Raw genomic sequence first — 18,474 nt, forward strand, 5'->3', positions numbered from 1 at the left:
AATTTTACCACTGTAGGAAAGCTCCTTCAAGGGAGGAAGACAGCATGCGAAAGATCACACTTCATTCAAAACTGGACGGAAGGGAGATTGTTCTCGAGGAAAATCAGAATCTTTTCGATATAGCCAGAGAGTACCAGAAGTACTACAGGTACAAAATACTGGCTGCGAGGGTGAATAACAGGATAATAGAACTCTTCAGAACACCCGATAGAAGCGGAGAACTCGAATTTTTAGACCTCACAGATCCTGACGGACTCAGAATATACCAGAGGGGACTCGTCTTCCTCGCAAGTCTCGCCGTGAGAAAACTGAATTCGGAATGGCGATTGAAGGTCCTTCACTCACTCGGGAAGGGGATATACTGCGAAATCTATAAGGGAAATGAATTAATCGTTCCCGATCAGAATCAGGTGCTCGCCATAAAAAACAAGATGAGAGAACTCGTCGAGAAAGATCTGCCTATTGAGAAGAGAACGTTCTACAAAGACGAAGCAAGGGAGATATTAATGAAGGAAGGACTTGTGAAAACGGTCAATCTCTTCAAGTACAGAAAGAAAAGAACCGTGAAGCTTTACCACTGCGATGGTTTCTGGGCGTACTTCTACGGGTATCTTCCACCGAGCACCGGCAGGATCGACGTTTTCGATGTTCAGCCCTACAATCAGGGGCTTGTTCTTGTCCATCCGGATCCAAAAACAGGAGAGCTTCCCGTCATCCACATGCCCAAACTCTCCCAGGTGTTCCTCGAATACGCCCGATGGCTGAACGTTCTGGAACTCGAGTACGTATCCGATCTCAACGATATCATAGCCCGTGGGGAAAGACACGTGGCCGACCTGATGCTTCTTTCCGAAGCACTTCATGAAAAGAAGATCTCAGACATAGCAGATGAAATCGCAAAAGACAAAAGAAAACGGCTCATTCTGATTGCGGGTCCTTCCTCTTCGGGAAAGACCACCTTCGCCAAGAGACTCTCACTCCAGCTCAGAGTGAACGGTCTAAAACCGGTTGCCATTTCTCTCGACGACTACTTCGTGGACAGAGAGAAAACACCGCGTGACGAAAACGGAAACTACGATTTCGACTCGATAGAGGCTCTCGACATAGAACTCTTCAACAGGAACCTTCAGGATCTTTTGGCTGGAAAAGAGGTGGTCCTGCCGAAGTTCAACTTCAAGACCGGAAAGAGGATGAGAGGTCCCACCCTCAAGTTGGAGAAGGACAATATCATCATCGTCGAAGGAATACACGGTCTGAACGAACGCCTGACGGCCTCTATACCGAAAGAGCAGAAGTTCAAGATATACGTGAGCGCACTGACTCAGCTGAACATAGACGATCACAACAGAGTCACAACAACGGACACGCGGCTCATCAGAAGAATCGTGAGGGACTACAAGTTCCGGGGACACACCGCATACGACACGTTGAAGATGTGGCCAAACGTCAGAAAGGGTGAAGAAAGAAACATCTTCCCGTTCCAGGAAGAAGCTGATGTGATGTTCAACTCGGCCCTGGTTTACGAAATACCAGTGCTTAGGATATTCGCCGAACCGCTTCTCGTTCAGGTTCCGGAAGATACACCAGAGTACTCAGAAGCGCTGAGACTTCTGAAACTTTTGGACTTCTTCCTTCCGATCACGAACATAGAAGATATTCCCGATAAATCGATCCTCAGAGAGTTCATAGGAAGGAGTATCTTCAAATATTGATGAGAAGGTTGATACTGCTCTTTGCTATCTTTTCTGTGACTTTGCTTGCGGAGACAATCACACTCGATGCGACTCTTTTGAATTTCGACGATCTGCTGAAGCTTCTGGAGACTCACTCCAGGGTGTTTGATGTCACCCCACCTTCTACAGGAACCGTGGGAAGTATGAGGTACCTCGAGTACAACGGCCACGTTCTTGCAAACGTTGAAGACCTCTACATACTCGACAACAACAAACTGCCGTCTTCTGGGGTCCCGGTGGAAACCTTGAAACTCTTCGGAGTGGATTACGTTCAAACCAGTGAAGGTGTGAAGATCATAACGTGCCGTGTGAACTCGATCGAAGAGATAGGAAGAACCGTCGTTGTGAACTTCGAGGGTGAGAAGAACTTCGACGTTGAACAAACTCAGGACTCTGTGAGAATCATTGCAAAAGATTGGCTCTTGTTCAGAGGAGTCGTTAAGATGCCCGAGGAGGTTCTCTACGAGAAAGAGAACGTCAGAATCGAAAGAACGGCTGAGAGTGATGGCCAGTTCAGAATTCTGTTGTCCGCCGAGTCGTTGGGAAAGTACGTTGTGAAACCCTTCGGTGAAAGGGTCGATCCGTACGAGAAAGATGTCGTTTTTCTCGTGGGTTACGGTGATGGAAGAATAATCGTGAGGAGCTTTTCGAAAGACCTGAACGGGCTGGATCTGCCTGCATATTCAGAATCTTTGAAGCTCGCAAGAAAGATAGCAAATGAGTTGGGCTACAAACTCGAAGAATGCCCCGTGTACGATATACCCGTTGGTGTTGTTGGGATGATCGTCCTTTTGAGGGAAAAAGACGAAATGCCCGTGTTTCTGGATACCATTGAGAGGCTGATGGCGGAATGAGGAAAAGTGTCTTTGTTCTTGTTTTTTTGATGGCATCCGCTCTTTTCTCCGTTGAACTGAAGATCTGTTATCTGAACGAAGATCTCCTTCCCATTGTGAAAGTTACGGAGGGAAGGGACAATCCTGTCCTCGAAATCTTCGAAGCGCTTTCTTCTCCACCCGAGGGATTGAAAACCTTCGTTCCAGAAGGTGTTCTGAGAGCGTACTTCTTTGTAGGTGACTACCTCATTCTCGATTTTTATGGAGAGAAATTGAAGGGAATGGACTTTGATTCGGAGAGGTACTTCCTCCATCAGGTGCTCTACACGATCTTTCTGAACGTGAAGGGTGTGAACAACGTGTACATCATAATAGATGGAAAGAAACGAGATGTTCTCGCGAAGCACGTGGACATCAGATTCAGCTTTCCAAGAGAGGTGTGGGAAAAGTGGCCGATACGCTGAAACCTGGAGACAGAGTACTGCTTTCTTTCGAGGATGAGAGTGAGTTTCTGGTCGATCTCGAGAAAGATAAAAAACTTCACACTCATCTCGGTATCATCGATTTGAACGAGGTGTTCGAGAAAGGTCCTGGAGAAATCATACGAACGTCCGCAGGAAAGAAGGGATACATTTTGATACCCAGCCTGATCGACGAGATCATGAACATGAAAAGAAGGACCCAGATAGTCTATCCAAAGGATTCATCTTTCATCGCGATGATGCTCGATGTGAAAGAGGGAGACAGGGTCATCGACACAGGTGTGGGAAGCGGAGCCATGTGCGCTGTGCTCGCGCGGGCCGTTGGAAGTTCAGGGAAAGTCTTCGCCTACGAGAGAAGAGAAGAGTTCGCAAAGCTCGCCGAAAGTAATCTAACGAAGTGGGGGTTGATAGAAAGAGTTACAATAAAGGTAAGGGACATCTCCGAAGGCTTCGATGAAAAAGATGTGGACGCTCTGTTCCTGGATGTTCCGGATCCGTGGAACTACATCGATAAGTGCTGGGAAGCTCTGAAAGGCGGAGGTAGGTTCGCAACCGTATGTCCAACAACAAACCAAGTCCAGGAAACCCTGAAAAAACTCCAGGAGCTTCCGTTCATAAGGATAGAAGTGTGGGAAAGTCTTTTCAGACCGTACAAACCAGTTCCGGAAAGACTGAGACCGGTGGATAGAATGGTTGCCCATACTGCGTACATGATATTCGCCACCAAAGTGTGCAGAAGGGAGGAAACAGAATGAGACTGAACCAGATTTCAAAGTTTGCTATCGTCAGTGTAGTAGTACTCGTTCTTGCGCTTCTTCTCGGGGGTTCTGCTAAAACGAATCTCACCGTAGAAGAAGTGAACAAGGCATTGGAGCCGTTCTTTGATTCGCTTTCTTACATCCTGAATTATTACTACGAAGCGGACAAGCTTGACATCAACAAGCTCATAGACCACGCGATAGACGGCCTTGTGAAGGGAACGGGAGACGATTTTTCCTACTACCAGGACCCAGAAACCTACCGTGAAAACCAGATAGAAATGAAGGGAGAGTACGGTGGGCTTGGAATAGAAGTGACCTACGATGCGGAACATGGCGCTATAAAGGTAGTGGCTCCTATGTATGGCACTCCCGCCTGGAGGGCAGGACTCAAAGCGGGTGATCTCATCATAACCATAGACGGCACACCCGTGTCTAAGATGACCTACATGGAAGCCGTGAACAACCTGAGAGGAGAACCCGGAACCTCTGTCACGATCGAGGTTCTCAGAGACGGTGAAAAACTCACCTTCACCATCGTGAGGGAGAAGATCGAGATAAAGATGGTGCTTTACTCCTTCATAGAAACGGAGAAGGGAAGAATCGGGTACGTCAGGATCACACGCTTCGGAGAAAAAGCGGATTCCGACATGAAAAACGCCCTGGACAAGATCTTCGAAAAGGGTGTGAAGGGATTGATAATCGATGTGAGGGACAACCCCGGTGGATACCTCGATGCCGCTCTCAAGATCGTCAGCATGTTCGTCGACAAAGGCGTGATTCTGAAGGTCAGAAACGGTTTCGGAGAAGAAGACGTCTACGAATCCTATGGAAACAACTATCCGAACGTACCGATAGTAGTTCTGGTGAACGAAGGATCGGCCTCGGCATCCGAGATATTGACGGGAGCACTCAAAGACCTTGGCATTGCAACCGTTGTTGGGAGAAAAACCTTCGGTAAGGGCTCAGTACAGACGGGCTTCCCACTGAGCAATGGTGGGGTTCTCTTTCTCACAACGGCTCACTACCTGACACCATCTGGAAAGGACATTCACAAGATCGGAATAGAGCCCGATGTCCTGGTAGAAGAAAACGTTGAAGAAGAACTCCACGCAGAGACCAGAGAGCAGATAGAAGTAGATCCAGAGAAGGATCCATTCGTGAAAAAAGGTCTTGAGGTGCTGCTCGAGAAGATAAAATGACGAGAAACGGATTTCTCTTCATCCTGTTTGTGGTGACGCTGGTTTTACTGATTGTGGACGTATCTTTCAAGAACGAAAGGAAGAGAATCGAGAGACTTCCTTCCTTTGATGTTGTCGTTGAAACACCCTTCAAAGAAACCGTTGAAGAGATGAAGATAGAACTCAACCGATCGATCCTGGTGAGCGAAGTTTTGAAAGAAGTGGAGAAAGCCGAATACTACCCGGAGTGGAAGGCTTTTGTTTTCAGAGACAGAGCAGACTTTGAAAAGGCGATCAACGTGGTGAGAAGAGAGACAGGTGAGAGGTTATCCATCAAGACCACAGAAGATGGTTTAGAATACTTCTTTTCCAGCGGGATGTACTTCATTTTGAAGGTGAAATGATGCTGAACCTGATAAATCTGGACGATTCAGGGAAGAGGTACTCTTTTCTGGTGCCGATTCTGGTGTTCTTTGTGAACACTGTCGGTTTTTGGAACGATATAGCGATGGTGTACAACTCGCTCAGGATTTTCCTGAAGGTTCTCGAGGATTTCTTTTTGTTTTTTCTCTATTCTCTCTCGATATCCGGGCTCTACAAAACGATAACGGGCAGAGCACCAACAGAGATGATGTGGGCACTTTCTTCATACGTTTTCTTGCCCCTTCTTTCTGTGTTTCTGGATGTTCGAGTTTCTCTTTTGATCCTCTTTTTCACTTCTTTGTTCCTTTTTAGGAAGCTGGAGCTGAGAAATCTGCTTTTCATTTCACTTGTGAGAGCATCTGCGCTTTGCCTTTTCATATGGAAGATCTCCTCATGGATGAGGTGAGGGAAGATGAACATAGCGATGTTCAGCGATACCTACGCTCCTCAAATAAACGGCGTGGCAACGTCGATAAGGGTGTACAAAAAGAAGCTGACGGAACGTGGCCACAAGGTTGTGGTAGTGGCTCCTTCAGCCCCCGAGGAAGAAAAGGATGTATTCGTTGTGAGGAGCATTCCCTTTCCCTTCGAGCCGCAACACAGAATCTCCATCGCCTCTACAAAAAATATTCTGGAGTTCATGAGAGAAAACAACGTCCAGATAATACACAGCCACTCTCCCTTTTTCATAGGGTTTAAAGCGTTGAGGGTTCAGGAGGAAATGGGATTGCCACACGTTCACACGTATCACACACTCCTGCCCGAATACAGACACTACATCCCAAAACCCTTCACTCCTCCCAAAAGATTGGTGGAACACTTCAGCGCGTGGTTCTGCAATATGACAAACGTGGTGATCGCTCCCACGGAAGACATAAAAAGAGAACTCGAAAGCTACGGCGTGAAAAGACCCATCGAAGTGTTACCCACCGGTATAGAAGTGGAGAAATTCGAAGTAGAAGCACCTGAAGAATTGAAAAGAAAATGGAATCCTGAGGGAAAGAAAGTGGTTCTCTACGCCGGAAGAATAGCTAAAGAGAAGAATCTGGATTTTCTTCTGAGAGTTTTCGAGAGTTTGAACGCACCGGACATCGCCTTTATTATGGTAGGAGATGGTCCTGAAAGAGAGGAAGTGGAGGAATTCGCGAAGGAAAAAGGACTCGATTTGAAGATCACAGGGTTCGTACCTCATGACGAAATTCCCCTCTATTACAAACTCGGAGATGTCTTTGTTTTTGCTTCGAAAACGGAAACACAGGGACTGGTACTCCTGGAGGCCTTGGCTTCCGGCCTTCCCGTGGTGGCTCTGAAGTGGAAAGGAGTTAAGGATGTTTTGAAAAATTGCGAAGCAGCGGTTCTCATAGAAGAAGAAAATGAAAGACTCTTCGCCGAAAAGATAAAACACATTCTGAAAAACGATCGACTCAGAGAAGAGCTCTCAACAAAGGGGAGAGAATTCGTCAGAAAGGAATGGTCCGTTGATCGATTCGTTCAAAGGCTTGAAGAGATATACACGAGAGCAATAGAAGAAGGTCCTGTTGAAATAAACACATCTCTCATGATAAAGGAATTCGTCAAGTTCGAAAAATTGAAAGAGTTCTTCTCAAAGATCGAAGACAGAATCTGGAGGTGATCTTCTTGTTTCCATTTCACCTGTTTCTCGGGCACGTTGTAGCAGACCACGGTTTCACGAACAACGCAAAGATAAGAGAGTACAGGGGCTGGAAGCTGATCGGGCACATGATCTGGTCGGTCTTTGCCATCCTTGCCTTCACATTCGATGTTATCTTTCAGTCCACCACTGGTGTGGTTGTCTTCTTGGTCTCTGTGGTGGTGCATCTCACGGGAGATCTCCTGAGAGTCTATCTTCACCGGAAGGGAAAGAAGCGTTTGATAAATCTTCTGGAAGTCGCCCTTCTTGTGATTTTTCTTGTACTGAACGCCGCGGTGAAAGATCTCTTCAAAGGATCGTACCTGACAGCGGAGTTTGTTTTCTATCTGCTTGGGATGAACGCGGTATCCGTTGCTGTGACGTACGTCTTCAGGAACTTCGTCCCGGGAGATCCAAAGATATCCGATATCGAAGGGATCTCTGAAAGACTGGCTTTCTTTGTGTTCCTCCTCGCTGGTAAGGATCTCTTCGCTTTCCTTTCCCTCGCCCTTGGTTTTCTATACCGGCTTTGGAAGTTCAGAAAGCCCGATGTGAGGTGGTGGATGAGTCCAGTTTTTGGAGTTCTGATCTCCGTTCTCTGGAACTGGATGATGTACGGGAGGATCTTCTGATGACTTACGCGGTGGGGGACATTCATGGGTGCTTTTACGCTCTGAAGAGTCTTTTGGAAAAACTTCCACTCTCTGAAGAAGACGAGCTGATCTTCATGGGGGACTACGTTGACAGGGGACCGAATTCTCGTGAAGTGATCGAATTCTTGATAGAGCTTTCGAAACACCACAGGTGTGTTTTTTTGAGAGGAAATCACGAAGAAATGCTTCTGAACTGTGTGAAGAACGGCTCTGATTGTGATCTGTGGTTCTTCAACGGAGCAAGAAGCACGGTGGAAAGCTTCGGAGGAGTCGAAGAGATCAAAAAATTTCTTCCTTTTTTCGAAAACACCGTATACCACTATGAAAAGGAAAACTACGTTTTCGTTCATGGAGGGGTAAGACCGGGTGTCTCCCTCGAGGATCAGGATCCTTTCGATCTTGTCTGGATAAGGGACGAGTTCATCTACAGTGAAAATCCTCTTCCAGGAAAGATCGTGGTGTTCGGACACACTCCCTTTGAAGAGCCGTTCGTTTCTCGCGATAAAATTGGAATCGATACGGGATGTGTCTACGGAGGAAGACTCACCGCTCTTAGGGTTGAAGATAGAAAATTCTTTCAGGTAGAATGTGCAAACAGGAGATGGTAGAGTGAAAGCGGTCTATCCAGGATCTTTTGATCCCATCACTCTCGGACATGTGGACATCATCAAAAGAGCGCTTTCTATTTTCGACGAGCTTGTGGTCCTCGTCACGGAGAATCCGAGAAAAAAGTGTATGTTCACCTTGGAGGAAAGGAAAAAGCTGATAGAAGAGGTTCTCAGCGACCTAGATGGAGTGAAGGTGGATGTTCATCATGGCTTACTCGTGGATTATTTGAAAAAACATGGTATAAAAGTCTTGGTGAGAGGACTCAGGGCTGTGACCGACTACGAGTACGAGCTGCAGATGGCGCTTGCAAACAAAAAATTGTACAGCGATCTGGAAACAGTGTTTCTGATCGCAAGCGAAAAATTTTCTTTCATATCCTCCAGTCTTGTGAAGGAAGTGGCCCTGTACGGCGGTGATGTGACCGAATGGGTACCACCCGAGGTAGCCAGAGCCCTGAACGAAAAGTTGAAGGAGGGAAAGCGATGAAGATAAAGGTGAAGCTTCCAGACGGAAAAGAAAAAGAGTACGACAGAGGCATCACACCGGCGGAGATCGCAAAAGAACTGGGCATAAAAAAGGCGATCGGAGCGGTTGTTAACGGTGAACTCTGGGACCTGAAAAGACCCATCGAAAATGACTGCGAACTGCGGCTTGTAACTCTGGAGGATCCCGAGGCACCCGAGTTCTACAGACACACCATGGCACACATCCTCGCACAGGCTGTGATGAGACTCTATGGAAAAGAAAACGTAAAACTGGGAATCGGCCCCACCATTGAGAACGGTTTTTACTACGATTTCGATATAAAGAACGGAAGGCTCACAGAGGAAGATCTCCCAAAGATAGAACAGGAGATGAAGAAGATAATAAAGGAAAATCTTCCTATAGAAAGAAAGGAGATCAGCAAAGAAGAGGCAAGAGAACTTTTCAGAGATCAGCCTTACAAACTCGAGCTAATAGAGGAGATCGAAGGCAACAGAGTAACGATCTACCGTCAGGGAGAGTTCGTGGATCTCTGCAGAGGTCCTCATCTTCCTTCGACAGGAATAGTGAAGCACTTCAAACTCCTCTCCGTTTCAGGCGCGTACTGGCGAGGCAGTGAGAAGAATCCCATGCTCACAAGAGTTTACGGAACGGCCTTCGCCAAAAAGGAAGACCTCGACAATTACTTGAAATTCCTTGAAGAAGCCCAGCGAAGGGACCACAGAAAATTGGGACCTCAACTCGAACTTTTCATGCTGAACACCGAGTACGCTCCCGGTATGCCGTTCTTCCTTCCAAAGGGAGTCGTAGTGCTCAACGAATTGATGAAATTTTCCAGAGAACTCCATCGTGAGAGAGGATACCAGGAGATCTTCACACCGCTCATAATGAACGAGCAGCTCTGGAAGATCTCCGGTCACTGGGATCACTACGCTGAGAACATGTACTTCATAGAGAAAGACGAGGAAAGGTACGCGGTGAAACCCATGAACTGTCCCGGTCACATTCTCGTGTACAAGAGCAGGACGGTTTCCTACAGGGACCTACCGCTGAGATTCTTCGAGTTTGGCCGGGTTCACAGATACGAGAGAAGCGGAGTTCTCCACGGTCTCATGAGGGTGAGATCCTTCACACAGGACGATGCACACATATTCTGCACTCCCGATCAGATCGAGGAAGAGATACTCGGCGTTCTCGATCTCATAAACACCATCTACAGCCAATTCGGCTTCACCTACAGAGTGGAACTCAGCACAATGCCCGAAGATCACATGGGTGACGAAGCGATTTGGGAGAAGGCAACAACCGCCTTGAAGAATGCCTTAGAAAGGGCCGGGCTCTCGTACAAAGTGAACGAGGGTGAAGGCGCTTTCTACGGTCCGAAAATAGACTTCCACATAAGAGATTCGATAGGAAGAGAGTGGCAGTGTGCCACGATTCAGCTGGATTTCATGATGCCCGAAAAGTTCAACGTCACTTACATAGGCCCAGACAACAAAGAGCACAGAGCCGTGATGATACACAGAGCGATATACGGTTCGCTCGAAAGGTTCTTTGGCATCCTGATAGAGCACTTCGCTGGAGCGTTTCCAACCTGGCTTGCACCGATCCAGGTGGCAGTTATTCCCATATCAGAAAAACACAACGACGGTGCGGAAAAGGTTGCAAGGAGGATCTCTCAGGAAGGGTTCAGGGTCTTCTTCGATAACCGCCGTGAAACTCTTGGATACCGTATCAGACAGGCTCAAACCCAGAAAATACCGTACATGATAATAATAGGTGACAAAGAGCTGGAGAGCGGGAAGATCTCCGTGAGAACAAGAACGGGGAGAGAGATAAAAGACGTAGATCCAGAACACTTCGTCGAAACTCTGAGAAACGAAGTTCTGAGCAGAAAGCTCGAACTTTCAATGGAGGGATAATCGTGAAATGTTTCTTCGAGAGTGAAGAATTCGAGAAAGCTGTGGAAAAAATAGATCGACTCTACGAAAAGGTCGATTCAATAGAGGAGGCAGAAATAGCTTTCTTGAGAGAAAAAAAGCCTTTTCAGGGAGTGGCTGTGGTGAAAGAAGAAACGTACACCATCTACAAAACTGGAGAGAAACTCGTAGAACTCGAAGACCCAGAAAAAGCTGCATCGATAGCGTATATCCTCGCAGGGGAGAAGTTGCTCTCTGGAGGCTGGGTGAGAAGGATGGTCAGCGGTCTTCTTCAGGCGATGATTGTTCTCATGGAGATAGAAGACGAAAACGGCTGGAGTCACTCTCAGAGAGTTGCAAGACTCGCAGAACGTGTGGGAAAGAAACTGGGCTTATCGGAAGAAAAGCTCTCTCTGTTGAGAGAATACGCCATGCTACACGATGTGGGAAAGATCGGAATAGAGCAACTCATGCTTTACACTCCAACCCGGATTAGAATTTTCGAGCAATATCCCCAAGATCACACCATCATGGGGTCTGTTTTTCTCGCGTCTTTAGAGGTCTTGTGGGATGTCGTTCCGATCGTGAGACACCACCACGAAAACTGGGACGGCACGGGATATCCCGATGGGCTCAAAGGTGAAGAGATTCCACTTGAAGCGCGAATAATAAGCGTGTGTGATTACTACGACGTTCTCACAAATTTCGTTTCGTCAGAATGGGAAGGGAGAACCAAAACACACGAAGAGGCACTGGAAATCATAAAGAAAGAGGCTGGGAAAAAATTCGACCCAAAAGTGGTGGAAGCTTTTCTTGAAATCTTCTCAGACGAGGCTGTCGAGTAAGACACCAACGAGGAGTTCGGGGGCTCTGAGACTCGCTTTGAGGATGTTGAGGGCGAGTTTCAATCTCTCCAGATCTTCTCTGAGTCTTTCTCTTTCGAGCGGATCTGTTTCTGTTTTCAGCTGTCTTTCGAGCTCGAGTATTTTTCTTTCGATCTCCTGCTGTTTGTCTTGAAGTTCCGATCCGAGGGAGTGAGTTCTTTCACTGCTTTTAGTTCCTGGTGTATAGATGAAAACTTGGGTTCTTCCCGCAACGGCCGCAAGGAACGAGCCTCTCTTCCTGAGATCGAGTGCTATGTTGCTGTAGATGATCGTCCCGCCCTCTCTGAGGGCTTCTTTTTTGAAGTAAATCAAGTTGGATATTTCCTGAGACAGGACCCTCATTATACTTCGGCTCGCGGGAGCGGAATGTGGAATACCGGGTTCTCCAGGATCGAGTTTGTATCCAAGAATGGGGTTTGAGATCATAAATCTCCCCCCTGAATTTTCCCGAGAACGTTCGTGATAGATGCCTTCACTTCGACGTTCTTCCCTGAGAAATCCATTATGATCTTTGGAAGTTCCGCTTTCCTGTGGAAACCGTGCCTCTTTCTGATACCGAGCTTCTCGAGAACGGGTCTCCAGCTACCACAGTTCACGTACAGCTTTTTACCCTGAGTCGTTGGAACTATTCGGTAAGCGAAGTGATGAACATGCCCCATCACAAGTATATCAACTTCTTCCACTTCATGTAAATCTCCGGAATAACCCGTCATGAACTCTTTCCAGCGAAGATTCCCCTTCAAGATGGATTTCGCCCATTTCTGAAGATAGTCAACTCTTCTCAATTTTCTGAGTGTGTATATACTCCTTACGAGTACTTTACCCAGCTCCACACCGCCGAACCTATTCACAAATACCCTGGAGAGCCAGTGCGTTCTCGGGAAATTGTTTTTCATCCATTTCCTGGCTTCTCTAGTCTTCAACATACTGAGAAAACTTTTCAGCCACAGTTCAACCAGATCAACGCTGAGATCGTAGATTTCCGTCACGTAGTCGAACCAGTGAAAGACGTCGAGCAGAGGCCTCACGTTGTCGTAATCTCGAATGACATCCTCAGGAGCGAAGTTAACCACCTGACTGTCGAAATTTATCATCATGTATCTGGCTATGTAGTCTCCAAGAGGCGGTATTACCTTTTTGGTTTTCCTGTCCACGGTGAAGCGGTTTATAACATCGAACTGGTTTCCATGGAGCACAAGGAGTTTGCTGTGAGGATCGTAGTAGTACGGAAGTATCTCGAACTTTTCAAAGCGATTCTTCAAGGCATTCTGAAGTTTTTTGTTTTTGAGAATATGGTAATCGTGGTTTCCCACCACGTAATATACTCTGTGTCGTCTGGAAAACTTCTTGAGAGTCTCAAAGACTTCGGAGTGTTTTTTCTCGATTTCGTCGATCACCGTCTCATCGAGTGTTTCTACAACCTCCTCGAAAGAGACAAGCCCAATTTCCTTCACCGTGCGACTTTCGAGTATTTCAAATCCATCACCAACGACGAAGAGTTCAACATCTTCAGTTTGAGACATGTCTTCGATGAAATTCACAAGCTCTTTATCGAAAAAAAAGTCGTCTTTCGCAGAACCGTCTCCTATGTGAAGATCGCTGATGAACACCCTCTTTATTTTTTATCACCCCATTGTTCGAAAAACTTTCCGATTCTCATAACCAAAGCGGTTGCTCGAAGTTCTGCTTTCTCACCTTTTGGTACGATGAACGTTTCAAAGGGGGAAACCTGTCTGTTGTCCAGTACACCGTTTTCTAGAATCACAATCGCGCAGAATCCTTCCAATTTTCCTCTTTCCAGTTTTTCTATCCTGAAGTACTCACATTCGAAGTTTTCAAAGTTCTCCACTATCAAGTCTTCGACTTTCCTTTCTTTCATCACTTTGAAAGCCTTTTCTATGTGGAGCTCTCTGCCGCGTCCCCAATCGTAAACCCTGTAGGTGAGGTCGGACGCCTGCTGAACCTCCACGAGAAGACCACCAGGCCCGAGGGCGTGGACCGTTCCAGCGGGTAGAAAAACAAAAGTTCCAGGTTCTATTTCCACCTTTTTCAAAGCTTCATCCCAGCTGTTGTCTTCAAGTGCTCTCTTGACCTTCTCCGGGTCTTCCCCTATGGCGATCTGACCTTTTTCTACGAAGTACCACGCTTCGGTCTTGCCCCACGGTTCGTTTTCCAGCTCCTGGGCTTCATCGTCGTTGGGATGAACCTGAACGGAAAGCCAATCCTCGGCAGAAATGAGTTTCACAAGGAGTGGAAAACGCGGCAACTTCTTTCCAATGAGCTTCTCCATATCTTCGTTGAGATCGAGACCACCTTCCGCCTCTGTAATGAAGAGTGGATGCCCGGATAAAAGCCATACTTCTCCTATTTTCTCGTTTGAACCGAACATCTCACCAAGGCGATAACTGCCCCATATCTGCTTTCTCAGTTTTGGAAAGACTTTTATCATCACGCTGAATACCCTCCTACTCTTATTTCACCGTCTCTGTAGTAGAAAACCGCTTTTGCAAGTTCTTTTTCCACACGAAACACTCTCTCGAACATGACGATTTCAACACCGGAATAAACAACCTCTTTCACAACAACGGAGGCGTTTTTAGCCATTTCTTCGGCTATTTCTTTGAGCCTTTTCAGTTCTCCCTCGTTTTTCTGAATGGAATCTCTGAGATTTATCAAAGTGTTGTTCACTTTGTTCAGAAGCGCTTCTTTGTCAGGTGGGAATTTGTCTTTCAACATTCCCTGAAGCTTTCTGAGCTCAACGAGCAGTTTCGTCAATTTCTGAACGTTTTCTCTATCAAGGGAGATCTGGGCAGAGAGGAGTTTTATTTTCTCGTTGATCTCAGGATCGACTCCAACTTCTACCCTTGTCTTAACACCTATAGGAGAACCCAAAAAATAGGTTTCTACCTTCACCTGAGCTATGGTTATACCACCTCTTATACTTCCTCCTTTACCGGAAACAACGACATTGATGGCCTTAACTGCGGAGTTCTCTATGTTCTTCTCCACCTGAACTTCCTCGGCCTCCACTTCTGCGCTCTCTATAAAAACGGCTTTGACAGTTTTCTTTGCTTTTACGAACGCCTTCCCTCTTCCTTTTATTCCTCCAGCTGTGATACTTCCATTGAAGGAAATCACCGTTGCTGCTTCTATTACACCTTTCACTGTGATGTCTTCCTGAGCCTTTACGACGAAATCTGGTTTCACATCACCTTTCACAACCACCTTGCCGGGAAAATCTATATTTCCGGTGGAATAGTCCACGTTGTCAACTTCCAGAGTGTCATACACGTGTATCGTACCGTTTGTTTCTATGACCAGAATCCCGCTCTTCGTTGCGATAATCTCGTTATCCTTCATCGTCACGTTGTATCCCAAATGATACTCCGGCACTCTTCCAGGTCTTGGTTTCACGGGGTTTCCAAAAACATCTATTCCTTCCTTTCCAGGAGTCGGTGGTATAATGCGGGCAATTGTTTCTCCTTTCCGCACGATCACTCTCTGCTTGGCAGGAATTTCTCTCAGATCTATCTTTTCTCCTTCTTGAGAAGTAAATTCTATCCTCTTCAAAAGTTCAACTCTTCCATCATCTCCATCTACCGGTGGAGTGCCCTCCGCTACAAGAACAGGTGTGTTGTACACAGGTGATCTTGCCAGGTCTTCTATGATTTCTTCCTTTATACCGTGATTTATTCCGGCGGAGCGTAGTGCATTCAAAAGCTCTTCCTTTGTGAGAGGAAGTTCGCTGGATCCCTCTTTTCGCAGAGTCACATAAGCCTGCATTCTGTCTTCAGAAACTGTGATCTCCACCTTCACCCCTATCCCTCCGTATCACCAGGGATTCTCTTCCAGGAACTTTTTCATTGTTTCAATGGCCCTTTCGGCGAGTTTTTTTCTCTTTTCGAACTTATCCTTCACACGGCCCTTCAGCGGAGGAAGGAGTCCAAAGTTTGCGTACATTGGCTTCAGATCTCCTTCAACCTTCTCTATTATATAACTGAAGAGCGATCCCATCATGGTCTCCTCGGGAAGTTTTAACGGAGAGAGTCCCTTCAGGATACGATGAACGTTGTAGGCCACGTAGATTCCCGACGCAGCAGATTCCATGTATCCCTCCACACCTGTGATCTGACCAGCGAAGAAGATGTTAGGGTGCTTTTTCAGACGGAAAAAGATATCGAGCAATTCTGGAGAGTTTATGTAAACATTCCTGTGCATAACTCCATACCTTACGATCTCGGCGTTCCTGAGACAGGGGATCTTTCTCAGAACTCTCTTCTGTTCACCCCATTTCAGTCTGGTCTGAAATCCAACGAGACTGTAGAATCTGCCCTCTTTGTCCTCTCTTCTAAGCTGAACGACAGCATAGGGTTCTTTACCCGTTCTTGGGTCCACCAGACCTGTTGGTCTCAAAGGACCGTATCTCAGTGCGTCTTTCCCGCTTCTGGCTATTTCCTCTATGGGCTGGCAGCGTTCGAAGAGAAGCTTCCGATCGAAATCCTCCATTTCTATCACTTCAGCTTCGACAAGCGCCTTCCAGAATTCCTCATACTCTTCCTTGGTGAGAGGACAGTTTATGTAATCCTTTCCCTTCCCAAATCGGTCTCCCCAGAAAGCGCGCTCCATGTCTATAGACTCGAAGGTCACGATCGAAGAGACGGCATCGAAGAAGAAAAGAAAATCGTCACCGAGAAGGTTTCTCAAAAAAGAGAATAAACCATTCGATGTGGCTGGCCCCGTCGCTACAACCCATATTCCTTCTTCTGGATCGAACTCGGTTACTTCCTCTCTGATGATCTCCACACTCTCAAGCCTTTCTATGGCCTCTGTCACTTCCTTCGCGAAGATGTTACGGTCCACCGCGAGGGCCTTTCCAGATGGAACACGTGCTTTCTCCGCGGCTTCGAGTGTTATGGAACCCATCAGCCTCATCTCAGCTTTCAGGAGTCCTTCGGCGTTTGTTATGTCTTCCGATTTGAGAGAGTTGCTGCAAACAAGTTCCGCGAAATATCCTGTTTTGTGCACTTCCGTCATCTTCTTCGGTCTCATTTCAAAAAGACGAACCCTTATTCCCCTTTTTCCAAGGTTGTAAGCCACCTCTGAACCCGCGAGTCCTGCTCCGATGACATTCACGATCATTCTTTCACCTCAATTTTTTCTTGACAACGGTGAGGTTTCCATTTCTAAGAGGACGAACCCTGAATTCGTCGGTGACGCGAGAAATTATGTAGAGGCCATACCCACCCTCTCGCGGATTCTCCAAATCGGGCGGTGTAGGCTTCAGTCTGGTGGGATCTACGGGAGGACCGAAGTCTCTCACCAACACGTGAAAGACCTCGTCCTTTAACGTGTAACTCACAACGATTCGCTTTGTTTCATCGTTCTTGTAAGTGTGTTTGATCACGTTCGCGAGGATTTCTCCCAAAACTATCTCCATGTCAACGATCAAACTGTCTGATGATTCATGCATTTGAAGAAAATCTCGCAGGACAGAACGAGCGATCTTTATATGAGACTTTTTGGAGAACAGCGCAACGCTCACGGTGTCGATCAATCCAGGCCCCCCTTTAAAATCAAAAACGCTTCAACGGGTACTCTTGGTGACAAAAGGGTCTTCTTCTCGAACTCCAGAATCTCCTTGAAAACAACTTCCACACTCTTTTCAGTCAATTCTGCCATCTTCTGGGTATCACCCGTTCTCAGGAAAGTCTTCACCGATTCAGGAATCTGTATGTTCAAAGAAAAGTTGTACGCGGGCAGTTTTTCGTAGAAAGAAAAAGGTTCGTTCACATATCTGTCCATCAACAGAGCCTTCCTCACGGCTTCTTTGATATCCCTCTCTGGATCGGAAAAAGAGACCTTCTCTTCGTTGATCTGCAGCGATATTCCAGCAGGTGCAATACCCACGTCTATTTCTCCGGCGTTGTAAATCACGTCCGCAAAACTTGAGAGTTTCTCCCTCAGAGAAAGTCTGGTTTCAAAGTTCTCAGATCGAACGATGAAGACCCTCTTTCCGGGTCGCCAGTCGTTGAACAGAACTTCCACGAGGTTTTCCACTTCTTCGCTGTACAGCCTCATTCGAAGAAGTTCGTGATTCAAAAGTTCAACGAGAACGTCGCGTCCTTGTGTCTTCTCGTCGGTGAAAATCGCCATCTTTCCGAGGACGGTCTGCGCCGGGAAACAGAAAATTTTTCCCTTCAGCGGAACATTCGACTCCAGAACAGTTCTGGCCATTTCGAAAACTAAGTTCTCCGGTAAACCCAGTCCGTTCCAGAGTATTCTCTTTCCGTCACATATGACCACGTTTTCTGGAAATCTCAGCATGTTTCTCCCTTCTTTCCAGAAGGCTGAAAACACAACCGCAGTAGTTTTGTCTGTATATCCCGAGTTCCTTTGAGAGTCTCACGCCCTCCTGGTAGGCTCCTCCCTTTCTGAAGTTCTTGAAGAAGAATTTCACCCCGTATTTTTTCTCGATGGTTTTTCCAATATTTTCTATCATCGAAAGATTTTTCCTGGGACTTGCAAGAAGGGTCGTGGAAAAAGACTCATGGCCTCTCCTCGTCGCTTCTTGCGCTGTTCTCTCAAGAAGAAAACCGATGCACCTCTCACATCTTTCGCTGCCCTCACCGAGATCTTTGTAGTCTTTGACCGATGCGTACCACTTTCTTATTTCTTCTGTTGAATACTCACCGTAATGAACACTCAGCGAAAAATGATGAGCAACTTTCTCCACAGCCTCCCTTCTTTTCTCGTAATCTGAAGGAGGCTGGATGTTTGGATTGTAAAAGAAGAACTCGGCATCCCTCAAATGGAATATTGTCGTGAGAAGATCCGGTGCACAGCAAACGTGAATCAGCACAACCCC

At 46.7% G+C, this 18,474-nt stretch carries 21 protein-coding genes; 13 read left to right on the top strand and 8 right to left on the bottom strand.

Features of this window, described 5'->3' with window-relative positions; genetic code table 11:
* Window positions 1-44: 44 nt before the first annotated feature.
* From MC24_RS07670 to MC24_RS07730, 13 genes are read left to right on the top strand one after another with little or no spacing between them, the layout of a single operon-like run.
* Window positions 45-1,712 carry a nucleoside kinase gene (locus MC24_RS07670; protein WP_029683493.1) on the top strand — a complete coding sequence of 556 codons (1,668 nt, stop codon included), beginning with the start codon at window positions 45-47 and terminating at the stop codon, window positions 1,710-1,712.
* Window positions 1,709-2,587 carry a DUF4941 domain-containing protein gene (locus tag MC24_RS07675; protein ID WP_029683492.1) on the top strand — a complete coding sequence of 293 codons (879 nt, stop codon included), beginning with the start codon at window positions 1,709-1,711 and terminating at the stop codon, window positions 2,585-2,587. The genes MC24_RS07670 and MC24_RS07675 overlap by 4 nt, the downstream gene beginning before the upstream one ends.
* The gene (locus tag MC24_RS07680) at window positions 2,584-3,030 is read left to right on the top strand and encodes a GerMN domain-containing protein (RefSeq protein ID WP_038054248.1); all 447 of its coding nucleotides are present in this window, start codon (window positions 2,584-2,586) and stop codon (window positions 3,028-3,030) included. The genes MC24_RS07675 and MC24_RS07680 overlap by 4 nt, the downstream gene beginning before the upstream one ends.
* A complete protein-coding gene (locus MC24_RS07685; protein WP_008192781.1) occupies window positions 3,015-3,803 on the top strand; it encodes a tRNA (adenine-N1)-methyltransferase in 789 nt (262 codons plus the stop codon). Before MC24_RS07680 ends, MC24_RS07685 begins: the two co-directional genes overlap by 16 nt.
* Window positions 3,800-5,008 (top strand): S41 family peptidase, encoded by a 1,209-nt coding sequence (locus MC24_RS07690; RefSeq protein ID WP_008192779.1) that lies wholly within the window; start codon window positions 3,800-3,802, stop codon window positions 5,006-5,008. Before MC24_RS07685 ends, MC24_RS07690 begins: the two co-directional genes overlap by 4 nt.
* Window positions 5,005-5,391: a hypothetical protein gene (locus MC24_RS07695; protein ID WP_008192777.1), complete on the top strand. Its 387-nt coding sequence runs from the start codon at window positions 5,005-5,007 to the stop codon at window positions 5,389-5,391. The genes MC24_RS07690 and MC24_RS07695 overlap by 4 nt, the downstream gene beginning before the upstream one ends.
* Window positions 5,391-5,816 carry a hypothetical protein gene (locus tag MC24_RS07700; RefSeq protein WP_008192775.1) on the top strand — a complete coding sequence of 142 codons (426 nt, stop codon included), beginning with the start codon at window positions 5,391-5,393 and terminating at the stop codon, window positions 5,814-5,816. The genes MC24_RS07695 and MC24_RS07700 overlap by 1 nt, the downstream gene beginning before the upstream one ends.
* Window positions 5,817-5,822: 6 nt before the next feature.
* The gene (locus MC24_RS07705; RefSeq protein ID WP_038054251.1) at window positions 5,823-7,043 is read left to right on the top strand and encodes a glycosyltransferase family 4 protein; all 1,221 of its coding nucleotides are present in this window, start codon (window positions 5,823-5,825) and stop codon (window positions 7,041-7,043) included.
* Between the two features lie 5 nt (window positions 7,044-7,048).
* The gene (locus MC24_RS07710; RefSeq protein ID WP_004080977.1) at window positions 7,049-7,693 is read left to right on the top strand and encodes a hypothetical protein; all 645 of its coding nucleotides are present in this window, start codon (window positions 7,049-7,051) and stop codon (window positions 7,691-7,693) included.
* Window positions 7,693-8,322, top strand: a complete 630-nt coding sequence (locus MC24_RS07715; RefSeq protein ID WP_038054255.1) for a metallophosphoesterase family protein — start codon at window positions 7,693-7,695, stop codon at window positions 8,320-8,322. The genes MC24_RS07710 and MC24_RS07715 overlap by 1 nt, the downstream gene beginning before the upstream one ends.
* A 1-nt stretch (window position 8,323) precedes the next feature.
* On the top strand, window positions 8,324-8,809 hold the full coding sequence (gene coaD, locus MC24_RS07720) for a pantetheine-phosphate adenylyltransferase (protein ID WP_004080981.1): 486 nt from the start codon (window positions 8,324-8,326) through the stop codon (window positions 8,807-8,809).
* Window positions 8,806-10,728, top strand: a complete 1,923-nt coding sequence (gene thrS, locus MC24_RS07725) for a threonine--tRNA ligase (RefSeq protein WP_038054257.1) — start codon at window positions 8,806-8,808, stop codon at window positions 10,726-10,728. Before coaD ends, thrS begins: the two co-directional genes overlap by 4 nt.
* Before the next feature lie 2 nt (window positions 10,729-10,730).
* Complete coding sequence (locus MC24_RS07730) at window positions 10,731-11,570, top strand: HD-GYP domain-containing protein (protein WP_004080985.1); 840 nt, start codon at window positions 10,731-10,733, stop codon at window positions 11,568-11,570.
* Here the strand turns inward: MC24_RS07730 and MC24_RS07735 are convergent.
* From MC24_RS07735 to MC24_RS07770, 8 genes are read right to left on the bottom strand one after another with little or no spacing between them, the layout of a single operon-like run.
* A complete protein-coding gene (locus MC24_RS07735) occupies window positions 11,550-12,035 on the bottom strand; it encodes a hypothetical protein (RefSeq protein ID WP_004080988.1) in 486 nt (161 codons plus the stop codon). The two genes, MC24_RS07730 and MC24_RS07735, sit on opposite strands and share 21 nt — an antisense overlap.
* A complete protein-coding gene (locus MC24_RS07740; RefSeq protein ID WP_038054261.1) occupies window positions 12,032-13,219 on the bottom strand; it encodes a UDP-2,3-diacylglucosamine diphosphatase in 1,188 nt (395 codons plus the stop codon). Before MC24_RS07740 ends, MC24_RS07735 begins: the two co-directional genes overlap by 4 nt.
* A gap of 5 nt (window positions 13,220-13,224) precedes the next feature.
* Window positions 13,225-14,061, bottom strand: a complete 837-nt coding sequence (locus MC24_RS07745; RefSeq protein WP_010865195.1) for a type I phosphomannose isomerase catalytic subunit — start codon at window positions 14,059-14,061, stop codon at window positions 13,225-13,227.
* Window positions 14,058-15,425, bottom strand: a complete 1,368-nt coding sequence (locus MC24_RS07750; RefSeq protein ID WP_038054264.1) for a DUF342 domain-containing protein — start codon at window positions 15,423-15,425, stop codon at window positions 14,058-14,060. The genes MC24_RS07745 and MC24_RS07750 overlap by 4 nt, the downstream gene beginning before the upstream one ends.
* Window positions 15,426-15,440: 15 nt before the next feature.
* Complete coding sequence (gene trmFO / locus MC24_RS07755) at window positions 15,441-16,748, bottom strand: methylenetetrahydrofolate--tRNA-(uracil(54)-C(5))-methyltransferase (FADH(2)-oxidizing) TrmFO (protein WP_038054267.1); 1,308 nt, start codon at window positions 16,746-16,748, stop codon at window positions 15,441-15,443.
* Window positions 16,749-16,752: 4 nt separating this feature from the next.
* The gene (locus MC24_RS07760; RefSeq protein WP_038054269.1) at window positions 16,753-17,163 is read right to left on the bottom strand and encodes an ATP-binding protein; all 411 of its coding nucleotides are present in this window, start codon (window positions 17,161-17,163) and stop codon (window positions 16,753-16,755) included.
* The gene (locus tag MC24_RS07765; protein ID WP_038054271.1) at window positions 17,160-17,933 is read right to left on the bottom strand and encodes a DUF4940 domain-containing protein; all 774 of its coding nucleotides are present in this window, start codon (window positions 17,931-17,933) and stop codon (window positions 17,160-17,162) included. The genes MC24_RS07760 and MC24_RS07765 overlap by 4 nt, the downstream gene beginning before the upstream one ends.
* Window positions 17,899-18,468: an epoxyqueuosine reductase QueH gene (locus MC24_RS07770; RefSeq protein ID WP_038054273.1), complete on the bottom strand. Its 570-nt coding sequence runs from the start codon at window positions 18,466-18,468 to the stop codon at window positions 17,899-17,901. The genes MC24_RS07765 and MC24_RS07770 overlap by 35 nt, the downstream gene beginning before the upstream one ends.
* Window positions 18,469-18,474: the final 6 nt, after the last annotated feature.

The organism is Thermotoga sp. Mc24 (genome assembly GCF_000784835.1).
Taxonomy (GTDB): Bacteria; Thermotogota; Thermotogae; order Thermotogales; family Thermotogaceae; genus Thermotoga.